General features: G+C 69.7%; 18 protein-coding genes. 3 read left to right on the top strand and 15 right to left on the bottom strand.

Annotation, left to right across the window (positions count from 1 at the left end):
• Positions 1-59 precede the first annotated feature (59 nt).
• From HTZ84_RS20545 to HTZ84_RS20535, 3 genes are read right to left on the bottom strand one after another with little or no spacing between them, the layout of a single operon-like run.
• Complete coding sequence (locus HTZ84_RS20545; RefSeq protein ID WP_174682371.1) at positions 60-3,911, bottom strand: ATP-dependent DNA helicase; 3,852 nt, start codon at positions 3,909-3,911, stop codon at positions 60-62.
• Complete coding sequence (locus HTZ84_RS20540; RefSeq protein ID WP_174682370.1) at positions 3,904-5,016, bottom strand: PD-(D/E)XK nuclease family protein; 1,113 nt, start codon at positions 5,014-5,016, stop codon at positions 3,904-3,906. Before HTZ84_RS20540 ends, HTZ84_RS20545 begins: the two co-directional genes overlap by 8 nt.
• Positions 5,009-7,303: a hypothetical protein gene (locus HTZ84_RS20535; protein ID WP_174682369.1), complete on the bottom strand. Its 2,295-nt coding sequence runs from the start codon at positions 7,301-7,303 to the stop codon at positions 5,009-5,011. The genes HTZ84_RS20540 and HTZ84_RS20535 overlap by 8 nt, the downstream gene beginning before the upstream one ends.
• Before the next feature lie 191 nt (positions 7,304-7,494).
• Between HTZ84_RS20535 and HTZ84_RS20530 the strand changes: the two genes are divergently transcribed.
• Positions 7,495-7,899 carry a CBS domain-containing protein gene (locus HTZ84_RS20530; protein WP_174682368.1) on the top strand — a complete coding sequence of 135 codons (405 nt, stop codon included), beginning with the start codon at positions 7,495-7,497 and terminating at the stop codon, positions 7,897-7,899.
• A gap of 173 nt (positions 7,900-8,072) precedes the next feature.
• Here HTZ84_RS20530 and HTZ84_RS20525 read toward each other — a convergent pair whose 3' ends face one another.
• The 7 genes from HTZ84_RS20525 to rtcA all read right to left on the bottom strand — a co-directional run bounded on the left by HTZ84_RS20525 (position 8,073) and on the right by rtcA (position 15,939).
• Positions 8,073-8,432 carry a hypothetical protein gene (locus tag HTZ84_RS20525; protein WP_174682367.1) on the bottom strand — a complete coding sequence of 120 codons (360 nt, stop codon included), beginning with the start codon at positions 8,430-8,432 and terminating at the stop codon, positions 8,073-8,075.
• Positions 8,433-8,589: 157 nt separating this feature from the next.
• Positions 8,590-9,171 carry an Hsp20/alpha crystallin family protein gene (locus HTZ84_RS20520; protein WP_174682366.1) on the bottom strand — a complete coding sequence of 194 codons (582 nt, stop codon included), beginning with the start codon at positions 9,169-9,171 and terminating at the stop codon, positions 8,590-8,592.
• Between the two features lie 65 nt (positions 9,172-9,236).
• Positions 9,237-10,715: a dihydrolipoyl dehydrogenase family protein gene (locus HTZ84_RS20515; RefSeq protein ID WP_174682365.1), complete on the bottom strand. Its 1,479-nt coding sequence runs from the start codon at positions 10,713-10,715 to the stop codon at positions 9,237-9,239.
• 103 nt (positions 10,716-10,818) lie between these two features.
• Positions 10,819-11,991, bottom strand: a complete 1,173-nt coding sequence (locus HTZ84_RS20510) for a hypothetical protein (protein ID WP_174682364.1) — start codon at positions 11,989-11,991, stop codon at positions 10,819-10,821.
• A gap of 194 nt (positions 11,992-12,185) precedes the next feature.
• Positions 12,186-13,544, bottom strand: coding sequence for a PGF-CTERM sorting domain-containing protein (locus HTZ84_RS20505; protein WP_174682363.1), 1,359 nt, complete (start codon positions 13,542-13,544; stop codon positions 12,186-12,188).
• Between the two features lie 136 nt (positions 13,545-13,680).
• A complete protein-coding gene (kdgK1, locus tag HTZ84_RS20500; RefSeq protein ID WP_174682362.1) occupies positions 13,681-14,634 on the bottom strand; it encodes a bifunctional 2-dehydro-3-deoxygluconokinase/2-dehydro-3-deoxygalactonokinase in 954 nt (317 codons plus the stop codon).
• 135 nt (positions 14,635-14,769) lie between these two features.
• Positions 14,770-15,939, bottom strand: a complete 1,170-nt coding sequence (gene rtcA, locus HTZ84_RS20495) for an RNA 3'-terminal phosphate cyclase (protein ID WP_174682361.1) — start codon at positions 15,937-15,939, stop codon at positions 14,770-14,772.
• A 222-nt stretch (positions 15,940-16,161) separates the two neighbouring features.
• On the opposite strand from rtcA, the gene HTZ84_RS20490 reads away from it, so the two are divergent.
• Entirely contained in the window at positions 16,162-16,365 is a 204-nt protein-coding gene (locus HTZ84_RS20490) for a hypothetical protein (RefSeq protein WP_174682360.1), read from the top strand.
• Between the two features lie 42 nt (positions 16,366-16,407).
• Here the strand turns inward: HTZ84_RS20490 and mutL are convergent, their stop codons facing one another.
• From mutL to HTZ84_RS20475, 3 genes are all read right to left on the bottom strand, one after another.
• The gene (mutL, locus tag HTZ84_RS20485) at positions 16,408-18,645 is read right to left on the bottom strand and encodes a DNA mismatch repair endonuclease MutL (protein ID WP_174682359.1); all 2,238 of its coding nucleotides are present in this window, start codon (positions 18,643-18,645) and stop codon (positions 16,408-16,410) included.
• 195 nt (positions 18,646-18,840) lie between these two features.
• Positions 18,841-19,734 (bottom strand): 4-hydroxy-tetrahydrodipicolinate synthase, encoded by an 894-nt coding sequence (gene dapA, locus HTZ84_RS20480; protein ID WP_174682358.1) that lies wholly within the window; start codon positions 19,732-19,734, stop codon positions 18,841-18,843.
• Positions 19,735-19,866: 132 nt separating this feature from the next.
• Positions 19,867-20,664: an SDR family NAD(P)-dependent oxidoreductase gene (locus HTZ84_RS20475; protein ID WP_174682357.1), complete on the bottom strand. Its 798-nt coding sequence runs from the start codon at positions 20,662-20,664 to the stop codon at positions 19,867-19,869.
• 186 nt (positions 20,665-20,850) lie between these two features.
• Here HTZ84_RS20475 and HTZ84_RS20470 point away from each other — a divergent pair, with 186 nt between their 5' ends.
• Positions 20,851-21,687: a YihY/virulence factor BrkB family protein gene (locus tag HTZ84_RS20470; RefSeq protein ID WP_174682356.1), complete on the top strand. Its 837-nt coding sequence runs from the start codon at positions 20,851-20,853 to the stop codon at positions 21,685-21,687.
• 32 nt (positions 21,688-21,719) lie between these two features.
• Here the strand turns inward: HTZ84_RS20470 and HTZ84_RS20465 are convergent, their stop codons facing one another.
• A complete protein-coding gene (locus tag HTZ84_RS20465) occupies positions 21,720-22,754 on the bottom strand; it encodes a PfkB family carbohydrate kinase (protein WP_174682355.1) in 1,035 nt (344 codons plus the stop codon).
• An 85-nt stretch (positions 22,755-22,839) separates the two neighbouring features.
• A complete protein-coding gene (locus tag HTZ84_RS20460; protein WP_174682354.1) occupies positions 22,840-24,798 on the bottom strand; it encodes a PAS domain S-box protein in 1,959 nt (652 codons plus the stop codon).
• Between the last annotated feature and the right edge of the window lie 69 nt (positions 24,799-24,867).

Genomic DNA, 24,867 nt, shown 5'->3' with positions numbered 1-24,867 from the left:
AGTTCGAGTCGATCGCCGCCGAATCAGAGAATCCCAATAGAGTCGATCGCCCTCCGCAGTCAGTCGTCGCTCGAGGTCTCGAGGTCGTCGGGCCCGCAGCCGAGCGATCGGTGGGGACAGTGCCGGCAGTGGTCGCCCGGCGTCGTCTCCTCGAAGGAGGGATCGTCGACCGCCGCGAGCCGCTCGCGAACGGCCGGCCACGGGGGAAGCTCGTCCGCGTCGAGCAGGTCGACGCGCGGCCCGGCGGCCTCGCTCACGTAGACGTAGCCGACCGCCGACACCGGCTCGTCGAACCGCTGTTCGCAGGCGCGGGCGTACAGCGCCAGCTGCGTGGCGTCGGCCGGTGCGATCCGCTCGGCCGTCGCCTTGTAGTCGAGCACCGCCAGCTCGCCGTCGGGCGTCCGCCGAATCGAGTCGATATAGCCCACGACGTCGCCGGTCACGTCGGTGACCGCCTCGAGCGAGAAGGGCAACTCCGCGGCCACCGGCTCCCAGTCGGCGACCGGCGCGTCGTAGTCGGCCGCGGCGGCCTCGAAGAAGCGATCGATACAGTCCAGGACGCCCTCGCGGTACTCGAGTAAGTCCCGCGCGGTGAGCTGGCGGACGGCGGCCTCGCGCCACGCCTCGCGGGTCCGGTACTCGCGGTAGAACGCCTCCTCCGCGACGTCGTGGAAGACGGTGCCGACGAGCCGGGAGCCGGACTCGAGCGGGTGATCCGCCGTCGCTGCGTCCGTCTCCGCCGCGTCCGTCGTCGACGTGTGCGTCTCCGGCCGAGTCGTCGTTCCGTCGACGCCCGCCGTCGGATCGTCGAACGCCCGCACGACGTGATCGAGGTAGTGCTTTCGCGGACAGGTGTCGTGGGTCTCGAGCGCGGTGTAGCTGTGGCGGAGCGCGACCGGCAGCGTCGTCGCGTTCGCGAGCGTTTCGACGGGGAACCGAACGGTGTCGGTCGTCAGCGCGGAGAGCCGGCGACCGGTCGGGACCTGCCGACCCGGATCCGCCTCGCCGTTCGCACCGGTCTGGCCGGCCGCACTGTTTCCGTCACACCAATCGCTCCCGGCGGTCTCGAGTCCGTGACTCGCCGCGTCGGCGGCCGCCAACAGCGTTTCCCCGCGGAGCAGCCGCCCCAGTCGGTGGACCGTCCGAATCGCGTCCCGCGTCTCGAGGGGTTCGACGTACCGGTCGTCGTAGCCGGCGTAGTAGGTGATCGTCCCCGGATCGACGCTGGCCGCGGCCGCGAGTTCGTCGGTTCGGTCGACGACGGTCTCGGGATAGGTCTCACGCACCCGCTCGAAGCTCGCGCGGAGCGACGACCACAGCTCCATCCGCTCGCCGGCGACCGACCACTCGATGTCGTCGGAGAGGCAGGCGTCGGCGGTCGCACAGCCGAGTTCGTCCTCGTCGCCGTCGTAGTCGTACTCGCTCCCGAAGACGAACAGGTGGTTCTCGGCCCGGGTGAGCGCGACGTGGAGCACGCGCCACTCCTCGCCGACGGTCTCGGTCGCGAGGTCGGCCAGCAGCGGCGACTCGACCTCGTCGTCGAGCGTCGCCGCGAGCAGCCGGTACCGCGCGCGTTGCGCGTAGTCGCGCTCGACGCACCACTCCTCGTCGGAGAGGTACGGGACGAGGACGGTGTCGAACTCGAGGCCCTTCGCCTGGTGGACGGTCATCACGTCGACCGAGTCCGAGGACTGGGTGCCACGCGTTCGCTCACCGCTCCCGCCCTGGAGGGTTCGTTCGAGCGCGTCGACGAACGACGGCGTCAGCGTCCCGATCACCGAGTCGCCGGTGTAGGCGTCGACGAACCGCTCGATGCGCTCGAGTTCCTCGCGCTCGTCGCCGGTGAGGAACCACTCGAGGTGAGTCACCTCGCGGAACCGCTGGACGAACCCCGACAGCGGGTAGACGTCCCGCACGTCCTCGAGTTCCGCGAGGTGGTCGCGCGCTCGCCGGACGCGATCGGGATCCTCGAGCGCCGCGGACTCGACTTTCTCGGTCGAATCGATTCCCATCACGGCGTCGTACAGCGAGCCGTCCGCGCGCTGCAGCGTCGCGAGGTCGGCCTCGGAGAGCCGGTACCGGTAGAGCAGCACGCGCCGGAGGTGCGCGTCGGCGTCGGGATCGACGAGGACCCGGAAATACGAGACGAGCGTCCGGATCCCGGGGTCGATCTCGCCGCGCGGCGAGCCGGAGAGCTCGTAGGGGATCCGTCGCTCCCGGAGCTCGTCGGCGACGGCCTGTGCGTGGCGATTCGTCCGGACGATGACCGCGATGTCCGCGAGCGAGCGCCGGGGAACGTTTTCGGCTTCGCCGTTCAGCAGCCGCGAGACGGTGGTCGCGACCTGATCCGCCGGCGACGGGCCGAGCTCGCCGCTTTCGATCTTGACGACGCGATCCGGGCGGTCTTCGCCGGGTTTACTACCGGTTTCGTGACCTGCCGTCGCGTCGCCCTCCGTTCGGTACTCACCGGGGGCCCGCCCGACCTCGCGGAGCCGTTTCGAGGACTGGGGCCCGTAGTCGCAGTGGTTGGTGAGATCGAGGATCTCCTGGCGCGACCGGAAGTTGAGCTCGAGTTCGATCCCACGGTGGTCGTCGTAGGCGTCGGCGAGCCGGTCGAGCCCCTCCCGGTCGGTGCCGCGCCAGCCGTAGATCGCCTGGTCCTTGTCGCCGATCGCGAGCAGGTCGGGTCGGTCAGGTCCGTCCGTGAGTTCGGTGATGAGCCCGAACTGAGTCTCGTCGGTGTCCTGGAACTCGTCGCAGTAGACCTGCGTCCACTCGCCGGTGATCTCGTCGGCGATCGCCGGATCGTCCAGCAGTCCGGTGGCCGTCCGGACCAGTTCGTCGAAGTCCAGCGCGCCCTCCGCAGCGAGGGCGTCGTGGTAGTCTGCGTAGACCTCGGCGTAGTGGCGGGCCAGCCGCAGGAATTCGACGTAGTGTTTCAGCCGGCCGAACGGGCTCTGCTCGACGCGCTCGGTCGCGGTCCGCCAGATCTCGTTGCCGAACAGCGCCCGCGGCAGCTGTTTGGTCGTCCGATCCTCGAGCGAGAGCGCTTCGATCGTGTTCGTCACGGTGTTCTGCACGACCCGAAGGTAGCGATCGATGTCGCGAACGACGGCGTCCTCGCGGAACGGTTCCGGCGCCTCGGCGATCTTCTCGCGGCAGTACTCCAGCAGCTTGCCGTACTCGACCAGCGACGAGCGGGACTCCTCGAGGTGGTCGTCGGCGTTGAAGTAGCGAAGCGCCTCGTTGTCGAAGGAGAGTTCCTGGCCGGCGGTCCGCTCGAGCCAGAGGACGAACTCGTTGCAGAGCTCGAGGGTGCGGACCTCGGGGAGCCGCTCCCGGAGTTCGTCGGGCGTGACGTCCTCCTGGCTCATCGACTGGATGAAGTCGTCGACGGCGGCGGTGAGGTCGTCGGGCGAGCCGTCGCCCCGCGTCGCGGTCGCGAAGCCGTAGTCGTTGGTCGCGAGCAGTCGGCCGACGATCCGGCGTCGCTTGCGCTCGGTGACGACGTCGAACTCCGGCGAGTAGCCCAGGTAGTAGGCGTACTCCCGGACCAGTCGGTAACAGAAGGAGTGGTAGGTGTAGACGTCGATCGCCGCCGCGGCCGCGGGATCGAGGCGCTCGGCGACCGCCTCGCGGATGCTCCCGGCGGCCTCGTTGGCGAAGGTCAACACCAGCACGTCGTCGGGATCGACCTCGCCGCGCTCGATCGCCCGCTCGATCCGCATGAGCATCGTCGTCGTCTTCCCGGTGCCGGCGCCGGCGTCGACGGAGGTGCAGTCCGCCCGGCTCTCGATGACCTTTCGCTGATTCCCCTTCGGCTCGAGGGCGCCCAGAGCATCGGCGACGCTCGAACCCGCGGTCTCCTCGGCGTCCGAACGCGGTCCGCGCGCGTCCTCGTCCTCAGCCATCGAACCGCACCTCCGCGGCGATGTAGTCCTGACAGCAGACCGTGTAGTCGCAGTCGGGACAGGCCTCGCTCGAGATCTCGTCCCAGCGGCCGGTGTCGGTCGGATCGAACGCGCCGGCGACGAGGTCGGCGACGACGCGTGCGAGGCGATCGTCGACCGTCCGATTGCGGTGTTCGTGGGTCATGCCGTAGGTGTGGTGATCGATGTAGCGGTCGGTCAGATCCATCGTCTCGAGGCTCGTCTCGACGGTCTCGCGGACCCAATTGACGGCAGTCGTCGACCGGTCCGCCAGCGGGATCTGGACGTACCGGCAGGTCCGGTCCTCGAGGCCGAGCCGGGCACAGCGGTTCCGGAGGCCGTCGAGGACCGTCGCCGTTTCGAAGAGCGCGGCGACGAACGACGGCTCGAAGGCGTCCGCGTCGGGGTCGAAGTGGTCCGTGAACTGGCCGGCGATATCGCCCGCCCACTCGGAGCGGTAGCGCAGCAGTCCCAGCGGCGCCAGCGTCGGGACGAAGCGAACGCCGACGACCGACGAGCCGTCCGCGTAGACGTAGTCGACGGTCGCGTCGATCGCGACGCTGTCGGGGATCGCCCCCGTATCGGCGGTCCCGTCGTCGTCCCCGTCTCGCTCGGGCAGCGATATCGTACTCGAGAGCGGCAGGTTCGGACCGATCAGCTCGCCGCCCGCCGCGTCGGCCGCGAGCGCCTCGATGCCGGCGGCGTGCTCGGTGCCGACCGCCTCGACGTAGGCCTCGAGGGTCGCCTCGAGTACCCGCCGTTCGTGTCGGCGCTGAGCCAGCGAGTGGAACCGCTCGTCGTGGTCGTCCCAGAGCGCCTCGAGTCGGTTGCGGGCGGCCTCGAGGAGGGACTCTCGATCGGCCTCGCCGCGTCGCAGCGCGTCGCAGATCGCGGTCCGCAGGAGGTCGACGCGGTCGTCGATCGACGACTCGTCGCCGTCGCCCTCGAGATCGTACGCGTGGGCGAACTCGTACCGGCGAGGACAGTGGAGGGCGGTCGCGACGGCGTCGGTGGAGAGCGCGTCGGGAACGGGATTCGGATCCGATTCCGAGCCCGGGTCCGCGTTCGGCCGAGCGCCGTCAGTCATCGCGGATCACCTCGCCCGCGGCGAACTCGAACTGCGAGCGGACCGCCTCGGCGAGTTCGTCGTCGACGTCGCCCTCGGCGAGCACGACCGCGATCTCCTCGAACAGTTCCTCGGTCGCGCCGAGGTCGGCCTCGCCGCCGGTGCTGGCCTCCCGGAGGATGCGCTCGAGTTCCCCGCGGGGCTGGGCGAGCAGCGCCTCGAGGGCGTTGGACTCGCCGTGGATCGCCGCGTCCGTGTCGGCGTCGACGGCCCGGAGTTCGAGCCCGGGCGTCGCCTCGAGTTCCTGCAGGTAGCGCGACTCGTCGTAGGTCCGCCGCAGGCCGCCGGCGCCGCGTTCGTACGAACAGCAGTAGAGGCGGCTCCGCGCGGCGCGGGCCCCGAGCGCGAGGCACCGACGGGAGCGCTGGGCGTGATAGGTCTCGAACGGATCGCCGACGCCGTCGCCGTCGACGGTAGCGAACGTCGCCGTCACGTCCTCGACGCTTGGGTCCGTGACGGCCGGGTAGCTGTCCATCTCGCGGAGCCACGCCGTCGGGAACAGTTGCGTGAGGAACTGTTCACCTGGATAAGTGTCGTCGATCAGGTCCAGCAGGAAGACGGCCTCCCGCGAGTCGTACTTGAGATCGTCGACGGCGCAGACCGTCACGCCGCCGGTCGGCGGCTGGGTCTCGACCGCGTGGACGTACGGCGCGTCGTACTGGATCGTCCGCCGGAGCATCCGGCGCAACCCGCCCCAGTCCGGGCCCACGAGGTCGGTCTCCTCGACGAACCGGGCGATCTCGAGGACCCGACGAACCCCCGCGTACCCCTCGCGGGCGTCGATCCAGTCCTCCTCGCGGGCGATCCGCCCCTTCAGATCCGTCCGTCGGAGCCACCGCTCGAGCGACCGCGAGACGCTCGCGCCGGCGCAGTCGGCCAGCAGGTCCGGCGAGAAGTCGTCGACGCGGGCCCGAAGCCGCTCGAGGGCGACCGTCTCCGGGTCGTCAGGGTCGCGGTCCGGAGAGCCGCGGTCGCCGGCGAGCGCGGCGTCGATCCGGTCGTCGCCGTCGCGATCGCGTGCGCACTGCAGCGTCACGAACGCGTAGAGTTCGTTGACGGCCGGATCCTCGGCCAGCGACGGCGTGCCGATCGTCGCCGTCGGGATCCCGGCCTCGCGGAGTTGCGTTCTGGTTTCGGGAACCCGCTCGATCCGGGGGACGGCGACGGCGACGGCGTCGTAGCTCCAGTCGTTCCGATCCCGGAGCGCCTGGATCTCGGTGGCGACGGCCCGGACCTGTTCCCTGGCGGTCCGGGTGCGGATTCGGCGGGCGTACCCGGCGGTCGATCCTCCGATCGTCGATGGCCCATCGATCGCCCGGGGCGCCCCGCCGGTCGTCCGCAGTGCACCGCCGGCCGTTCGCGGCGTTTCGCCCGTCGCCAACAATCGCGTTACGGAGCGGTGCGGTGACGCCGCGGTCTCGCTTCCGTTCTCGTCCGATTCGAGGATCTCGATTTCCAGCCCGTCGCCGACGTGATCCTCGATCGAGCCGGACTCGATGCGGGTGCGTTCGACGCTGGCGTGGCGCTCGCCGAGACAGACGAGGTCCGCGTCGGCGGTCAGCGCCGCGAGGTAGCGCCGGTCGAGCCGTCGGTACTCCTCGAACTCGACGGCGAGGACGGCGTCGATCGACTCGCCGATCCGCGTCCGCAGGTCCTCGGTGTTCGCCTCGAGCGCGTCGACGGTTCGGGGGATCACGTCCGCCCGTTCGACGTAGCCCCGGTCCTCGAGTTCGGCGTGGAACCGGTCGTTCATCGCGTACAGAAAGGCCAGACAGTCGTGGGGGTCCTCGCCCTCGACGTCCGCGAGGCGCAGCCGCTGGCGGGTCGCCTCGAGCAGCAGTTGCCCGACGTCGCGGGCGAAGCTCTCGTGGTCGGCGGCGCGCTCGAGGTACGGCGGCACCTCGCGGCTGGCACCGTCGATCACCAGCGAGATTAGCTCGATGCGCTCCTCGTACTCGAGTCGGTCGAGCGTCGGGTCCAGCGCCTCGAGGACCTTCGAGGCGTGCTCGGGCAGCGACTCGACGCGCGGGGATTGAGGCGTGCCCTCCGTCGTTCCGGCGTCGGCCAGCGCGTCCGCGAGGCGCTCGAGGCCGGCGGGATGGCGTTTCAACACCAGCACGTTCCGCGGGCCGTACTCGGCCGCGAGGGCGGCGTACTCGCCGGCGATCCAGTCGAAAAGCTCGTCGCTGGGTGCCGGTTCGGCGCGGAGTTTGCAGGTCCCCTGGAGGGAGGCCGGTGACGGAGCCATCGATCGGTCTGTCACCCAGTATAGCCGAGTTCGTACTTAAACCTGCGCCGCGGACTGAACGTGGTTTTCGCGGGTCGGCGTGTCGATATGTTGACCGATCGACGGTCGCGCGCGTCCCGATCGAGCCGTCGACCATCGGCGAACGACTCGACTTCGACAATTCTTATAGTGTATAAAGAATACAGATGTGTATGGAGGATATTTTCGTCGGACGGGTCATGTCCTCGTCGCTTCACACGGTGACGCGGGAGACGCTCGTCGAGGAAGCCGCACAACTGATGCTGGAGAACGAGATCGGCTCGGTCGTCGTCACCGACGACGATAACCGACTGGAGGGGATCCTGACGACGACGGACTTCGTCCGCATCGTCGCCGAGCAGAAGCCGAAGGATCAGACGCCGGTCTCGAAGTACATGACCGAGGACATCACTACAGTCTCGGCCCAGGACAGCATCCGCGACGCCGCGGACGTCATGGTCGAGCACGGGTTCCACCACCTCCCCGTCGTCGACGACGAGGTGGGCGTGATCGGGATGGTCACGACGTCCGATCTGACGTCGTATCTCTCCCGCGAGGAGACGCCGAGCCCCGAGTAGTTCTTTTCGCCGCCGGTCGGCTTCGGTCACGGTGTCCCGTAGCGGCCTCGGCTACCCGATTCGTGTGGCGGTCGCTCTCGAGGCCGTCACGACGACAATGAGCGATGACGAGTTCCCGTTCCCGTTCGTCGGGATCCGATCGATAGCGCGGCATCACCGGGAGTGGCGTGGCGTCAGCGCTCCGGGTCGCCATCGCCGTCCGGCATCCAGCGGATCGTCTCGTCGAGGCGATCCCGGAGCCGTCGAGCCTCCGCCGGCGTCAGTTCGACGTCGGCGTGGCCCGTGCCGTGATCGCCCGCCATCGCGTCGATGCTCACGACGATCCGGTCCCCCTCGTCCGACTCCGGTCGGACGGAGACGTCGGCCCGGTCCGGATAGTCCCGCGGCGGCCCGATCTCGAGGTCGGTCTCGCCGCGGGTGACGCCCACGCGGACGCGCTCGGTGAGTTCCAGATCGATCGCGTCCGTCGGATCCTCCTCGATCGGCTCCGGTTCCCGCTCGTCGGCTCCGTCGTGAGTGGTGTCCTCACCCATGGGTGATCGTTGGATCGCATCCGCCTTGGGTGTACGCCCGGACTCCATCGTTCGAGAACCGACGGCGGAGAAGACGGGACGTCGAACTGCGGTGTGTTCAGCGTGTCCTGCACTCGCGTCCGCTCGGAACGGGCGACGGCCGTCGTCGCGGTGACTCTCACTCGAGTTCGATCCGGTGGCCGTCGTCGCCGTCCTCGGCGATCGGCAGGCGGACCTCGAGGACGCCGTTGTGGTAGGTCGCCGTGATCTCGTCGGCGACGATTTCTTTCGGGACGGGAACGTGGCGGCCGACCCGGCGGGATCGGACGGATTGGGCGGTGTCGGTGCCCGACTCGACGTCGGTCCGCGCGTCGATCGTCAGACGACCGTCTGCGTAGCCGAGGTCGATGTCCGTCTTCTCGAAGCCCGGCAGGTCCATCACGAAGACGTAGGCGTCGCCCTCGTCCTCGAGGGTCGCCGCGTCGCCCATCGCGGCGCCGGTCTGCGATCCGAAGCCGCCGAAGACGGGCCACTGCGAGCCGGATACGGGGCGTCCGGACTCGAGGGACGAGCCGTCGGATCCGAGAGTCCGGCGGTCGGTTTCAGGCGCGTATCGATCCGACTCGAACCCGGCGTGGCCGGACTCGAGGGTCCCGCCGAAGCCGGGCGACGCGAACTCGCGCATCCAGGTCGTGCGGAGCTGGTCGAACGCGCGGTCCATCTCGCGAAACATGCGGTTCATTTCGTCGAAGGATGTCATCGATAATCGACGTTCTATTGGACACGATTAATAATAAGGATTACTGGACACGTGATAGCACGCGTCTACAGCGCGGGATCGCGCGAATCGGGGCCGACGCACTGCTGGCGCTCCTCGAGTTCGGCGCAGGCCTCGCGGAAGAGTCCGTCGAGGATCTCGGGCGTGGTAGGGTGGTAGGCCCGGTTGGGGACCTCGCGGACGTCCAGCCCCATCTCGACGACGACCTGCATCGTCTTCGCCATCACGTCGGCGTGCAGGTGAATGCCCTGATAGCCGAGGACGGCCCCGCTACTGGCGTCGATCACCAGCGTCGCCCGCCCCTCCGGGTGATTCTTCGTCTCAAATACGCCGTCGGACGACGCCTCGCGGGTGACGACGAACGTGTCCATTCCCGATTCGGCTGCCGTCGCGGGCGTGTGGCCGACCCTGGCGACGGGGTAGACGCCCAGCCCCGAGAAGATCACGTGGTGGGGAACGTTCGCGTAGGGCTCGAGGTCGTCGCCGCGAGCGTGGTGGACGACGTTCGCCGCGGCCGCGAAGCCCTGCTCCTTGGCGACGTGGAGGATCGGCTCGCGACCGTTCGCGTCGCCGACGACGAAGACGCGCTCGTCGTCGGTCGCCTGCATCGTCGACCCGACCCAGCCGTCGCCGGGCTCGAGTCGCGTGTCCTCGAGGCCAAGTCCCTCGAGGTTCGGGTTGCGACCGGTGAAACAGTAGAGTTCGTCGGCCTCGACGGTCAGTTCCTCGCCACTGTCTCCCCGCCCGCTCTCGCCAGCCCGCTCGGCGAACAGCCGGACGCCGCCGTCGTCGGTCGGCTCGAGGCGCCGCTCGTCCGCGGTCGTCACCACCTCGATCCCGAACTGGTCGCGATAGATCTCGAGGAGGGCGTCGCCGTAGGCGTCCGGAAACGCGTCGAGCGGCCGTTCGTCGTGCTCGATCACGGTGAGGTCGACGTCGCCGACCTCGCTCAGGTAGGGGCCGAGCTCGAGGCTGATGTAGCCGTTGCCCAGCACGACCCCGGAGTCCGGAAATTCGGTCGCGTCGAGGACGTCCGCGCTCGTCCGCACCGGGACGTCGTCGATGCCGGGCAGATCGGGGATGTTCGGTACGGAGCCCGTCGCGACCACGACGTAGTCGGGTTCGATCCGGCGGTCGCCGACCGCGAGGACGCGGTCGTCGACGAACCGCGCCGTCTCGCGGAGCAACTCGACGCCCTCGCGCTCGGCCAGGTCGCGGACGTGATCGCGGCGGTGTTCGGCGAATCCCGAAACGTGGTCGTCCTTCCGGGCGACGACCGCCTCCGGATCGACGTCGGGGACGCCCTCGAGCCGGTCGTCGTGGCGCGCCTGGTAGCGGTGCTGGCCGGCCGAGAGGACGTCCTTGCTCGGCATGCAGCCCCGCAGAATGCAGAGGCCGCCGCCGGGGTCGCCGTCGTCGATCAGCGTCAGTTCGAGGTCGGAGAGCTCCCCGCGGCGCTCGAGGAGTTCGTCGGCGACGGCGACCCCCGCACTGCCGTACGCGCCGACGATCGCGACGTGTACCATAACCCGCTGTACGCCGGCGCGACAAAAAGGCGTTCCTCAGGAGGTAGGTGAGCGAAAGCGTTCGATACACTGAAAACGCGGTGCGGGGCGGACGGCGGAGACGTTAGCTGTGGACGCGAGCGCCGACGCCGATCAGCGCGGCGACCAGCGCCGCGACGGCGCCGAAGCCGGGGAGGCTGTCGTCGCCGCTCTCGACGTCGTCCGCGTTCTGGATCGCCACGTCTCGCTCCGAGAAGTGGTCGATCGCGACGAGCACGTCGGCGGCCGCCTCGGCGTCGCCCGAGGAGGTCACCATGTAGCGGGGCTCTTCGCCGATCCCGCCCTCGAGTTCGCCGTACGAGGAGGCCTCGGCGGCGGCCTCGCCGTCGACGGTCACCGCGAGGTCCTCGGCGCTCCCGACGGCCTCGAGGGCGGCCTCGGAGACGGAGACGATCACGACCTTCCCCTCGCTCTCGGCGCGTTCGACGGTCATCTCGAGGCGCTCTTCGGCCTCGGCGCCGGTCTCGACGGCCGTGTCCTGACCGTAGGTCGCGACGTCGACGACGCGCTCGCCGTCGACCGCGTCGGCGTAGACCTCGGCGGTCGCCGTCCCCTCGGCGATCAGCCGTTCCTGCTCTTCGGCGTTCTCGTCGCGCTCGCCGTCCTCGTACGAGCGGAAGACCAGCGTCGACTCGCTGCCGAGGTCGGCGGTCACGTCGCCGTTGTCGTTGACCGCGACCTCGCCGTCGCCGGCGACGACGAGCGCGCCGGTTCGGTTCTCCGTTTCGACGAGGACCCGGTCGCCCTCGTCGCTGGCCGTCGCGTTGCTCTCCTCGGAGAGGGTCAGCTCGACGTACTGGGCGTCCTCGCCCGCGTCGACGGTGAGGATGCCGCGTTCGGTGTCGTGAGCGGACAGCGACGCCGAGCCGTCGGTCGCGACGTCGGCGCGCGTCTCGCTCTGTGCGTCGAGGGAGAGTCCCAGACCGGAGAGATCGACCACGGCCGAGAGCCGGGCGTCGGCGCCGGCCTCGGTCCGGCTCTGGTGGTCGCTCTGGCTGGCGACGGTCACGTTCTCGAAGACCGTCTCGTCGTCGACGCGGTAGTCGACGATCGCGTTACTCGAGGTCTCGAACGCGACGTGGGTGCCGGCGTACGCCTCGCCGTCGGCCGTCGCGTCCTGGGCGGTCATCGCGTGCGATTCGGAGGGCTGTGCTGCGCCCGCAGCGCCGACGACGGCGACCGACAGGGTCGCCATCGTCACGAGGGCTGCGAGTGCAACGGCTGCGATTCGGGACATTGCACTCCGCCGGGAGACACCGGGGTGTAAAGGTCCTTTTGACAAAGTCGTCCAACTGTGGGATACGACCGCACGGTTGTGTACTCATCTAGCTGTACAAGTCATTCTCGGCAAATAATATTTGGAAAAGAGATCCGAACTCGAACGGATCGATTCGCGCGCTCATCGGCTCGGCTCGCACCGACGGGCGTCACTCAGTCCTGCAGTCGGGCGAACAGGCCGGCGACGGCGATCGCGACGACGGCGACGCCGACGCCGAAGCCGGGCATCCCGTCGCCGCCGTCCGCACCGGCGTCGCTTTCCTCACCGTCGTCGGCGTCGCTGCCGTCCGCATCGCTTTCGCTCCCGTCGGTCGTCCCGTCCTCTGCAGTCGCGTCCGTCTCGTCGTCCGTCCCGCTATCGTCGCCGTCGGTCCCGTCCGTCTCGTCGCTATCGTCCGTCCCGTCGGCTCCGCCGTCCGAGTCGTCACCGTCGGCGCCGTCGATCGTCGCCGTTCGCTCGGAGAAGTGGTTGACGGCGATGTAGACCGTCGCCTCGGCCGACGCCTCCGACTGCTGGGCGACCATGTACCGGGACTCGTCGCTCCCGATCGCGCCCTCGAGCTCGCTCTTCGAGGAGACCTCCGTGGCGGCCTCGCCGTCGATCCGGACCTCGAGGTCCTCGAGGCTGCCGACGGCCTCTTCGGAGACGGTGGTCAGCACGACCGTCCCCTCGTGGGTGGCGCGGTCGATGGTGACGTCGACCCGATCGCGCGCCTCGGTTTCGACCTCGGCGCTGGTCTCCTGGCCGTACGTGACGGCCTCGCCGACCGCCTCGCTGTTCCGGTCCTCGACGTGGACCTCGACGGCGGCGTTCCCGTCGGCGATCAGCGATTCCTCGTACTCGTCGGTCTCGTCGCGCTCGCCGTCCTCGTACGACCGGAACGCCAGCGTCGCGTTCTCGGCGAGTTCGGCCGTGACGTTGCCGTCGTCGGTGACCGTCACCTCGCCGTCGCCGACGACGAGGACGGTGCCCTCGTGGTCGCCGGTCTCGACGCGAACGCGGTCGCCCTCGTCGCTGGCCGTCGCGTCGGCGGCGAGTTCGGCCCGAACGTACTGACCCTCCGAGCCGCTCTCGACCACGAGCGTGCCGCGTTCGGTGTCGTGGGCCGACAGCGTCGCGCCGCTCTCGGCCTGCACCTGGGCGCTCGTCTCGGACTGGGCGGCCAGCGAGAGGCCGGCGCCCTCGAGGGTCGTCAGCGTCTCGAGGTCGACCTCGGCGCCGAGATCGGCACCGGCTCCGGCGTCGCTGGTCGACTGGACGGCCACCGAGGAGAACGTCTCGTCGCCGCCGATCCGGTAGTCGATGACTGCGTCGCCCTCGACGTCGAACGCGACGTGGGTGCCGGCGTAGGCCTCGCCGCCGGCCGTCGCCGCGCTCGCCGTCTCGGTTTCGCCGTCGGTGGTCGTACTCGATTCCGCGCCGGTCGACGCGCCCGCGCCGGCTCCGAACGCCGCGCCGACGGCGCTCGTCGCCAGGAGCAGCGCCACGATCACTGCGAGTCCACGATTCATGACGGTCGCAGCTTCCGACCGGGATATAACATAGCTTCTGGCAAACCCGTCAAAACGAACGCCGCGAAGAGACGGGGACCGGCACGTGGAGCGCCACGAGAGCCCCCTCGGGGCCGGCTTCGGAGACGCTTCGAATCTACCGGGAGAGGTCGGTCCCGCCCGATTTGACGACCGCGTCGACCTCCTCCTTGGAGACGAGCGCGACGTCGCCCGGAATCGTCCGCTTGATCGCCGCCGTCGCCGCGGCGTACTCGAGGGCGGTCGGGACGTCGTCGCCGTGGAGGCGACGAGCGATGAACGCGCCGGTGAAGGCGTCGCCGGTGCCGATCGACGAGACGGTGTCGGTCTCGTAGGCCGCCTGTTCGTGGACGACGCTGTCGTGCCAGCCGATCGCGCCCTCCGCGCCGCGGGTGACGACGACGGTCGTGAAGTCGTACTGCGAGCCCAGCCGGTGGGCCAGTTGGCGCGGATCGCCCTCGATGCCGAGGACCGTCCGGGCGTCGCGGGCGGCGATGACGAGCACGTCGATCCCCGGGAACAGCTGCGTCAGGGTCTCGCGGGCCTCGTCGGGTGACCAGAGCTTGTTCCGGTAGTTGAAGTCGAAGGCGGTCGTCGTTCCGCCCTGTCGGGCCGCCTTGAGCATGTTCGCCGTCGTCTCCCGGAGCGTCGACGAGAGCGCGGGCGTGATTCCGGTCGTGAAGAAGACGCGCGCGTCCTGAATCCGATCGATGTCGAATTCGCGAGCCTTCGCCGTCGAAACGGCGGTGTTCTCCCGATCGTAGATCACGTTCGTCCCGCGGGGCTTGCCCGCCCGCTCGAGGTAGTACGTGCCCTGACGCCCGCGGTGGCTCCAGACGACGTCGGTGTCGATCCCGTGCTGGCGGAGTTCGCCGACGACGCGCTTCCCCAGCGGCGTCTCCGGCACCTTCGAAATCCACGTCGCCGTCGCGCCCAGCCGACTCGCCGCGATCGCGACGTTGCTTTCGGCCCCCGCCGCTCGGACCTCGAACTCGTCGACGTCCTCGAGGCGCTCGTTCCGGGGCGGCGACAGCCGGAGCATCGTCTCCCCGAACGTGACGATATCGCTCACCGATCGGCCCCCCGGACCGAGTCGCCGGTACTGTCTGCGTCGGTCATACCCGGATCAACGGACGGCTGTGGTATAAGTTATGGCGATAAGTTAACCGATGCGTAAGAGCCGCTGACCGCGGTTCCAGGCCTCGAGTCAGGAATCGACGGTCGAGTCGACCGTCACTAGCGCCGGTCGAGCGGCATCGTCCGCAGGAGCGGTCTCGCCGTCGGCGCTGCTCGTCACGTCGCGCTCGAGGTCGAGCGCGATATCGGCGCCGAAAGCCTCGAGTAATTCGCGACTCGTCGCTACGTGGTCGGTGACGGCGGGGATCCGGACGCGACCGCCCGCGAGCGCGAGGAAAACGAGTAACTGATCGGCCATGTGGCGGTCGACCGGTGGCGCCGGCACGCCCCCGTTCCCGCCTCCGTTCTCGACATCGCGTCTCAGGAAGCGGTTCGCGGCGTCGGCGGCGTCCTCGCCGACGCGCTCGGCCGGCGTGCCGCGCTCGCCCAGCGCGGTGAACCCTGCGATTCCCGTCCCGTGATCGATTCGGAGCACGATCGACGAACCGGGCGAGGGGCTCTCGACCGTCCGTTCGCAGCGGTCGACGACCTCGAGGTCGGTCTCCGCGAGCGCCAGCCGCTCGAGGGCGCCCTCGGCCTGCCGGTGAGCCACGTCTCGATCGGCCAGCGACGCGGACTCGGTCGAGTAGAGTCGAACGCCCTCGAGCGGACCGCGCTCCGCGAGTTCGATGGGCTCGAGCGTCGAGGGCGCGAGCTGCAGCGTGGCTCGCCCGCCGCCGTCGGGGTAGAACCCGCGACGATCGACCTCGACGGCGGCGGTGAGACCGAATCGGCGGAGCAGCGGCAGTTTCACGCGTCGCGCGTAGTCCACCGGCGGCGACCACTGGACGTCGGTGCCGCCGGTGACCGTCACCGACAGCTGCGACTCGAGCACCGACGCGAGCGGCAGGAGCGCGTCGAACAGCAGCGTCGCGCTCCCCGCGGTGCCGATGTCGACCTCGTAGCTGCCGCCCGCGAGCCGGCCGCGTCCGGCGCCGCCCCAGCCGCTGGCGTCCGCGGTCGACTCGAGGTCGGGCTCGAAGTCGATCGTCTCGGCGCCCAGTTCCGCGCCCGACACGTCGGCGTCGCAGACGGCGGCCATCGTCTCGAGGACCGCCAGGTGCTGGTGGCGCAGCCCCGGCGTGGATCGGTTCCCGCGAACGTTCTCGATGCGGACCGGTTCGTTCTCGAGGACCGACAGCGTGAGCGCGGTCCGGACGAACTGGCCGCCCGCGTCCGCGCCGTCGAGATCGATCGTCATGCGCGGCCGTTCGGCGTCGATCCCCGTACCGTTGCCGATGCCGGTGCCGGCGCTCGAGCGACTCGCCGCGCTCGAGCGGCGTCGGTTACGGCGACCGCGACGGAACGACGGACGATCGGGGCGTCCGATACCGGGCGCGTTACCTACTGATACGGGGATACACGATCTAACGGCGCCGTTGCAGGCCGTCCCGTTACAACGGCCGCTCGCCAAGCGTCGCCCATGACTGAACTCGGCGATCGACTCGTCATCCTCGTCATCGCGGTGACGGGCGTGCTCGTGTTCGCCCTCGGCTGGGCGGGGGGGCTGGTCGAAGCGGAAGCGTCGTCCGAACTCGCTCTGTTCGTCGGGCTAGCGCTGCTGGCCGGCCTCATCGTAGTCGGGATCTGGAAAGGGTTCGACCGGATCAACAGCCGGCCGGACTGAGTCCGGGCTCGAGCCCGGAGCGTCGGTCCGAACTCGGTCGGCTCAGCCCTGATGGCCCGGGTAATCCCGCTCGAACCGATCCTCGATCTCGCGCTCGTCGAACCGAACGATCACCGGCCTCCCGTGCGGACAGGCGTACGGATTCTCGCAGTCGTCCAAGGCCTCGAGGAGATCGACCACCGATCCCTCGGTCAGCGACGTGTTCCCCGTGATCGACGGGTAACAGGCCAGATCGCCGAGGAACTCGTCGGCCAGCGCGTCGACCGTCTCCGCGCCCGCCTCGCGGTCGCCCTCGACGAACGACGCGAGGACGTCCCGCAGGCGCTCGGGCTCGAGCGTCTCGTCGAAGACGGCGGGAACGGTCGTCACGGCCACCGTCCGGTCGTCGGTCCGGTCGGCGTAGAACCCCAGCCGCGAGAGCGCCTCGCGGTAGCCCTCGAAGGCCTCGGCCTCGGCGGCGGTCAACTCGAGTTCCACGGGCTCCGCAAGCGCCTGCGCGGCGGGGTCGTCGGCGAACGCCCGCTGCAGACGCTCGTAGTTGACCCGCTCGTCGGCGGCGTGCTGGTCGATCAACACGAGGCCGTCGTCGGTCTCGCAGACGAGGTAGGTGTCGTCGAGCTGTCCGAGCACGCGTAAGGCGGGCAGCGAGTCGAACGCGGTCTCGTCGCCGGTCGCGGGCTCGCCGTCGAGGGTCCGCTGTTCGGTGGCCGCGGCGAACTTGCGCTCCGGCTCGCGGCCGGTCCGATCGGAATCGTCACCCCCGCGATCGACGCTCGAGTCCGCTCGAGACGTCGTCGACTCGGTCGCCGAAGCGCCACTCGAGTCGCTATCTGTCGGCTCGCTCGAGGTTCGGTTCGCTGACCCGCTCGAGACGGTTCCCGCCGGAGTTCCAGACGTCCCGCTCGAGTCGCTGCCGGGCGGACCGCTCGAAGCGGTTCCCGACGGGCCGCTCGAGGCGCCGCCGGCCGGCGGTGATCCGGCCGAACCAGTCGTCGAACCGCCGTCGGCGGAGTCGGCGTCGACCGTCGACGGCGACCGCGACGATGCCGCTGCGGTATCGTCGGCCGTCGGCTCGGACGACGAATCGGCTCCCGATTCCGACTCGCCGTCGCCCTCGAGCGCGGCCGGGAGGTCCTCGGCCGTCGGCTCCTTGTCGCTCGTCCCGCGAGCGGCGTCGCCGGGAACGACGCTGGCCTCGCCGGGCGCCGACCGGCCGCGGGGCGCACGCGAGCGCAGCAGGCCGTGCTCGAGCAGCGCCGATTCGACTGCGGCGTCGACCTGCCGGCGGACGGAATCGTCGTCGTCGAACCGGACCTCCCGCTTTCGGGGGTGGACGTTGACGTCGACGGCCTCGCCGGGCACCTCGAGGAAGAGCGTCACGAAGGGGTAGCGATCGCCGCCCAGTTGGGCGCCGTAGGCGCCCATGATCCCCTCGCGGACGGCGTCGGCGGTGACCGCCCGGCCGTTGACGTAGGTCGCGAGGTACTCCGGGCTCGAGCGGTTGGTCTCGGGGTGGGAGACCAGCCCGGAGACCGACTCGAGCGGCCCCGGGGGGAGATCGTCGCCGTCGGCCTCGACGGGGATCATCGCCGAGGCGACCTCGCGGCCGTAGACCGCCATGACGGCGGCCTGGAGGTCGCCCTGTCCCGTCGTCGCGAACACCTCGCGATCGTCGTGGGTCAGCGAGACCGCCACGTCGGGATTGGCCAGCGCGTAGCGCGTGACGACGCGGTTGACGTGGGCGAACTCCGTCGCCGTCGTCTTGAGGAACTTCCGACGGGCGGGCGTGTTGTAGAAGAGGTCCTCGACCTCGACGATCGTTCCCTCGGGACAACCCGTGGGTTCGACGCCGGTCACCTCGCCGCCCTCGTAGGTCAGTTTCGTCCCCGCACCGGTCTCGTCCGCATCGCGTGGGCGCGACTCGATGGTTACCCGCGAGACGGAGCCGATGGTGTGTAGGGCTTCGCCGCGGAATCCCAGCGTGGCGACGCCCGACTCTAGGTCCTCTAACCCCTCGATCTTGCTCGTCGTGTGCTCGCGGACGGCCGCGCGGACGTCGGCCTCGCCCATCCCGCGGCCGTCGTCGGCGACCCGTATCAGTTCGGTGCCGCCCTCCTCGACGGTGACGTCGACGCTGTCGGCGTCCGCGTCGAGGCTGTTCTCGACGAGTTCCTTCACCGCGCTGGCGGGGCGTTCGACGACCTCGCCGGCGGCGATGCGGGCGACGGTGTCCTCGTCTAGCTGGCGGATCTCGGTCTCCTGTGGTGGCTCGTCGGTCATGGCTCGGTCCCCGCGTGCGAACGGTCGGGTGACTCGAGGAGCGGTGTGGAACTGCGGAGCCCTGCTCGAGTCAGGCCGAGTCCGTTCGCTCGGTTCATGGCGGTCGCTCTCGCTCGAGCGAGGTTAATCTGTGGATTAGTGACTGTCCGGGTCGTCGGAGCGTCTCGGTAGACGATATCGGCGCCGTAGAGGGACCTACTCGCTCGTTTCGAGCAGCCCGTCGACGGCGTTTCCGATCGTCTCGCGGCCGTCCTCGTGGACCTCGACCAGCGGCGGACGGACGGCGTCCGAGGGGATCACGCCGCGGTACTCGAGGGCCGTCTTCGCCGCCGGCGCGAACCCGTAGGTGGCGCAGGCACCGAACAGTTCGCTGACGGCGTCCTGCAGTTCGTCGCCGCGCTCGTCGGCGGACGCCTCGTACAGTTCGGTCAACTGCTCGGGCACGGCGTTCGAGAGCGCGTTCACGCCCCCGTCGGCACCCATGCGCAGCGCGGGGACGAGTAAGGCGTCGTACCCCTGCAGCATTAGGAAGTCGTCGGGCGTCCGGCGCACGACCGACAGGAAGTACTCGAGGTCGCCGCTCGAGTCCTTCAGACCGAGAACGTCGTCGTGGGCGGCGACGGCCGCGACGGTCTCCGGTTCCAGTCGCTGACCGGTACAGGCCGGGATGTTGTACAGCAGGAGCGGCAGCGGGGATCGATCGGCGATCCGCTCGAGGAACCGCTGGTTCCCCTCGGGCGCGTTCGCCGTGTGGAAGTACGGTGGCGTGACGACCGCCGCGTCGGCGCCGATCGCGGCCGCGTCCTCGGCGTAGTCGACCGCCTCGGCGACGCTCGTGGCCGCGGCGCCCGCGAGGACCGGCACCTCGCCGTCGACCGCGTCGACCGTGATCTCGTGGACGCGGTTCCGTTCCTCGGGCGTGAGGCTGGCGAACTCGCCCGTGGTGCCACAGGGGAAGACGGCGTCGATGTCGTTCTCGAGGAGGTGCGCTATGAGGTCGCGGAGCGCGGCCTCGTCGATATCGCTCGCGTCGTCGAACGGGGTGACGAGCGGGGTCGTGATTCCGCGGAGTGCCTGCTGGAGTTCCATACGTGGGTGTTTCCCGTGGGGTGCAAAAACGTACTCCTCTCTCGGTCTCCGAGGTGGAGTGCTCGAGCCGGTCTCGGGAACGCGCTCGAGTGCGATGCGGTTCGACCGCGCTGCGTCTCGGAGCGCTACGTGTTACTCGAGCCCCAGATCCTGCGACATCGAATTCCCGGCCCGAGGAACGCCCTTCGCGGTCACGGTCTCGCCGTTCATGAACGAGGCGGCGGGGCTGGCGAGGAACTGAACGACGTCGGCGATCTCCTCGGGGTGGCCGATGCGACGTTCGGCTTTCTCTCGAGGCGGCATGTCCTCGCTGTCGATGCCGAGCGTCTCGGCGACGCCCGGCGTTTGAACGAGCCCCGGCGCGACGCAGTTGACGCGGATGTCGTGTTCGGCCCACTCGACGGCCAGCGTCTCGGTCAGCCGGATGATCGCCGCCTTCGAGGCGCCGTAGTGGCTCTCGCCGGGCGCGGCGTGCTGGCCGTTGACCGACGAGAGGTTGACGATGACGCCGCCGGACCCCTCGCGCATGACCTCGCCGGCCAGTTGCGTGCAGTGGACGGTGCTGTTCAGGTTGAGGTCGACGATCGTCTGCCAGCCGTTCTCGGAGATCTCCTCGAAGGGGGCGACGAACTCGCCGCCGGCGTTGTTCACGAGGATGTCGACGTCGCCGAACTCGTCGACGGTTTCGTCGACCAGATTCTGTACCTGCTCGCGCTCGCGGACGTTGCACTCGACGGCCAGCGCCTCACCGTCAGCCTCGCTCTCGTTGATCTCCTCCGCGACCGGTCCCACGCGGTCCATCGAGCGCGAACAGATCGCGACGTTCGCGCCGCCGGCCGCGAGCGTCTTCGCGATCGATTCCCCGATACCCTGACTCGCGCCGGTGACGATCGCGGTCTTCCCCGCGACGCCGAACTCCGGTTCGTGCATCGTACTCACTCGCGTCGCCTCGAGTCATAGTCGTACCGATCCGACACTTCGCCAATCCGTCGACAGGCTAGCAATCGCTCGATTCCGCCCGTTGAGTGGCGGGTCTCGAGTGTCGACCGCCCGGTTTGTGACACGGTGGCACACGCCAGCGGCGGTCTTTTCGGCGCCGCTCGCCTCGAGTCGGGTATGGACGCGCGACGGAGCTACGCCGTCGCCCGGGAGATCGTCGCGGTCATCGACGAGCACAACGTGACGTTCATGGCGGGTAGCATCGCCCACGCCGCCTTTCTCTCCCTATTGCCCCTCCTACTCCTGCTGTTTCTCGTCGCTGGCGCGGTCGGCAACGAGTACCTGACCGAACAGCTCGTCGCGATGGCTCGCGACCACCTGAGTCCCGCCGGCCAGGGGCTGGTCTACGAGGCGCTGACTCACGCCTCCGAGCGCGGCGGCGCGTCGCTGATCGGACTCGTCTCGCTGCTGTGGGGGATGTTGCGGATCTTTCGCGGCGTCACGACGGCCTTCGACGAACTCTACGCGGACGGCGAGAACTCGTTTCCGGAGAAGGTCGTCAACGGCGCCGTCGTCTTCGCGGTCATCCTGATCGCCACCGTCGGCGCCGGTTTCGGGACGACGACGCTGGCCGCGATCGACCACCCCGTCGTTCAGGCGGCGACGCCGATCGGCCTGTTCGTCGCCCTGTCGGTCGCGTTCTTCCCGATGTACTACGTTTTCCCGGATCCGGACGTCTCTGTTCGCGACGCCCTCCCGGGAACGTTTATCGCCGCGGGGGGCTGGGTCATCCTCGAGACGGTCTTCGGGATCTACGTGGGGCTGGTAAACACCGTCGGGACGTTCGAGACGTTCGGCGCGGTCATCCTGCTGCTGATCTGGCTCTACGGCAACGCGTTAATTCTGCTGGTCGGCGCGGCGGTCAACGTCGTGATCGGGGGCCACCACGCGGTCGATCGCGAGGACGACCGCGACGCCGACGGCGAGAGCGCGCAGGAGACGGTCGGTGCGTGAGTCGACGTCGGTCGATCGCCGTTCGCTCGCGTTCAGTCGTCCAGAAACGACCGGAGCTCGTCTCGCGTGCCGGTCTCGCCCGTCGCGACGTAGTAGGACGCCGCGCAGTTTCCGAGCGCGAGCGCCGTCTCCCAGTCCCAGTTCCGTGCGCGGGCGACGGCGAGGCCCGCACCGAACCGGTCACCGGCGCCCGTCCGCCGTCGGGGGTCGTCGACCGAGACGTTCTCGACGACCGTCGTCTCCGCCCGCGTCGCGACCGCCGCGTGCTCGGTCTCGTGGAGAACGGCAGCCGTGATCCCCGCCATCTCCCGAACACTCTCGAGGCGCTCGAGGTCGGCGTCGACGCCGGACGCATCCGAGTCGGCCCCGATCGCGGCCGCCGTGTACTCGAGTTCCGACCGGTTCACGCTGTAGACGACGGCGGCCGTCTCGTCGAGGTCGCCGAGCGCCTCGAGGAGGTCGGTCACCGCTCCATGAGATCGCGTGCGCACCGGTCCCGGATCGAGGACGAACGTCCCGGCCGCGAGCGAACCCGCGGCGAGCGTCTCGAGCGCGTCGGTCAGTCCGTCGATCGACGCCCAGTTACCACAGCAGACGGCGTCGGCCGCCAGCGCCTCGACGGCGTCGCCGCTCGGCGCCGCGGCCTCGAGGTCGCCCAGCGACCAGTTCGCGACGTCCGACGACCGCTCCGCGAACAGGAGGGCGTCGTCGTCGAACGGGAACACCGAGACGCGGGACGGGTCGCCCATCGACGTCGCCTCGAACGGCAGGGCCTCGAAGACGGGATCCTCGAGGTGGCCGTAGAGCGTCGGGTCGTCGCCCAGGGCGTGGACCTGCCGGGCCGCGTTCACCGCCTGCCCGCCCGGTTCGCGGGCCTCGCGCTCGATCGGAACCGCGTCCGAGTCCCCGCTGGCGATCCGGTCGCCGAACGCCTCGCGCTCAGCGATCCGCTCGCCCGCCGCGTCGAAGGCGGCGTAGTAGTCGTCGACGCTACCGTCCGGAAACGCCGCCACCCGCCGCTCGCGGTCGTCGGCCGCGAGTCGCTCGGCGAGTTCGTCGTAGCTCATATCGGTCCCCCAACGGCCGTTCGGAAAAACCACCCCGCTGCGGTCGCTGCCACCGTCCGTTCGCCGGTCGTTTCCCCGCCGATCGTCAGTCGTCCGCGCGGGGCAGTTCGATCCGGATCGTCGTTCCGTCCGGGCCCGTCTCCTCGATGTCGATCGTCCCGCGGGAGAGGGAGACGATCCAGTGAACGAGCCAGAGCCCCATCCCGAGGCCGTGGTAGAGGGGTTCGACCGCCCCGTCGCCGGTGATGATCCGCCGCTCCTCGTCGGGAAGGCCGGGGCCGTCGTCGGCGATCCGGAGGCGGACCGTCTCGGGTCGCCGCTCGACGCGGAGTTCGACCGACGGCGATTCCCGGTCGCCGTGGGCGACGCCGTTCGCGAGAAGTTCGTGGATCGCCGTCTCGAGGGCCGGAATCCCGACGACGGTGGCGTCCAGGTCGCCCGCGAGCGAGACGTCGGCGTCGGGGTAGTCGGTCCGGACGCTCCGACACGGGCGACGACAGAGCGGCTCGAGCGCGATCGGCTCCGGCGTCGGCCGCTCGCTCAACAGGCGGACGATCGAGCGGTGCTTGTCGGTCAGGCCGAGCAGCTGGTCGGCCTCCTCGACGATCGTCTCCGCGGCGGCCGCGGTCTCGCCGCCGGACCGCTCGGCGAGCTGTTCGGCGGTCCCCCGGATGATGCTCATCTGGTTGGCGAGGTTGTGTCGCAGGACGCGGTGGAGCACGCGGAGCTGTCGCGTCGCCTCCTTGCGCTCGGTGACGTCCTGCTGGAAGCCGACGTAGTTCGCCACGGTTCCGCGCTCGTCGGCCACCGGGGCGACCGTGACTCTGTTCCAGAACTCGCTCCCGTCGGTCCGGTAGTTGCGGAGTTCGACCGTGGTCGATCGCTCGGCGTCGATCGCCGCGCGCAACTCGTCGACCGGCTCGGCCTCGGTTCGCTCGCCCTGGAGGAACCGACAGTTCCGACCGAGGATCTCTTCGCGGGAGTAGCCGGTGATCCGCTCGAACTGGTCGTTGGCGTAGACGAGCGGATTGTCCGGCCGCGTGGCGTCACAGAGCGTGATCCCGATCGGCGCCTCGTCTATCGCCCGCTTTTTCAACTCGAGTTCCTCCTGTCGCGCCTTGCGCTCGGTGACGTCACGGACGAGCCAGAGGCGGCCGTACTGTCGGCCGTCGTCGTCGCGGACCGGCGTCGAGTACAGCTCGAACGCCCGTCCGTCCTCGAGGGCGACCTCCTCGCGGCTCGTTGCCGACGGCTGCTCGGTCAAGTGTTCGACGCGACGGTGGAACGCCGTCGGATCCGCCAGCTGGCGGCTGATCTCCGCGAGGACGGCGTCGCCTCGCGGCGGCTCCAGCTCCTCGGCCGACACGTCCCACAGTTCCCGAAACCGGGAGTTCCAGGAGCGAAGCGAGCCGTCTTCGCCGACGACGAGGACGCCGTCGGGCATCGCCTCCTGCTGGGCCTCGAGGAGCGAGCGACGGAAAGCGAGTTCGCGTCGCCGCTCGGCGCTGCGGTGGTTGCGCAGGGCGCGGTGGACGACGTCCGCGACGTCGCCCGCGAACCGTATTTCGGCGTCGGTCCACTCGCGCGTCCGGCCGATCTGTTCGTGACAGACGACGCCGATCACCTCGCCCGCCGATCGGAGGGTCGCGTCGAGCAGCGAGTCGATCGCCTCCGGCTCGAGGTAGTTCGCTGTCAGTTCGCGGGTTCGCGGATCCGCGCGAGCGTCATCGGCGCTGATCGTCCGGTGGGTCCGCAGCGCCTCGAAATAGGCGGGAGAGGCCGCCGCGGCGAGTTCCGCGCCGTCGCTGTGGGCGTCCGTTCGACGGTCGTAGCGGTCGACGCAGCGGATGCGCTCGCCGTCCTCGTCGAAGAGCCAGATGCCGACGCGGGTCGTTCCGACGATCTCGGCGGCCGTTTCGGTGATCGTGCGCGCGGCCGCCTCGAACCGTCCGTCGACCACGTCCGCGTCGGTCGTGAGCTCGAGGACCGCCTCCTGATAGCGTCGGCGGGAGCCCCGTCGCCGCGCGTCGGACTCGTCGGTCATCGAGATACGTGCTGTTGCGTGACGGACAGAATGAAGCTTTGGGCCCGTTCGGCCGATTCGGGACTGCCC

The sequence above is a fragment of the Haloterrigena gelatinilytica genome, assembly GCF_013342145.1.
GTDB lineage: Archaea > Halobacteriota > Halobacteria > Halobacteriales > Natrialbaceae > Haloterrigena > Haloterrigena gelatinilytica.
The sequence above is the reverse complement of the archived record's forward strand: the minus strand, read 5'-3'. Positions and strand labels throughout refer to the sequence as shown.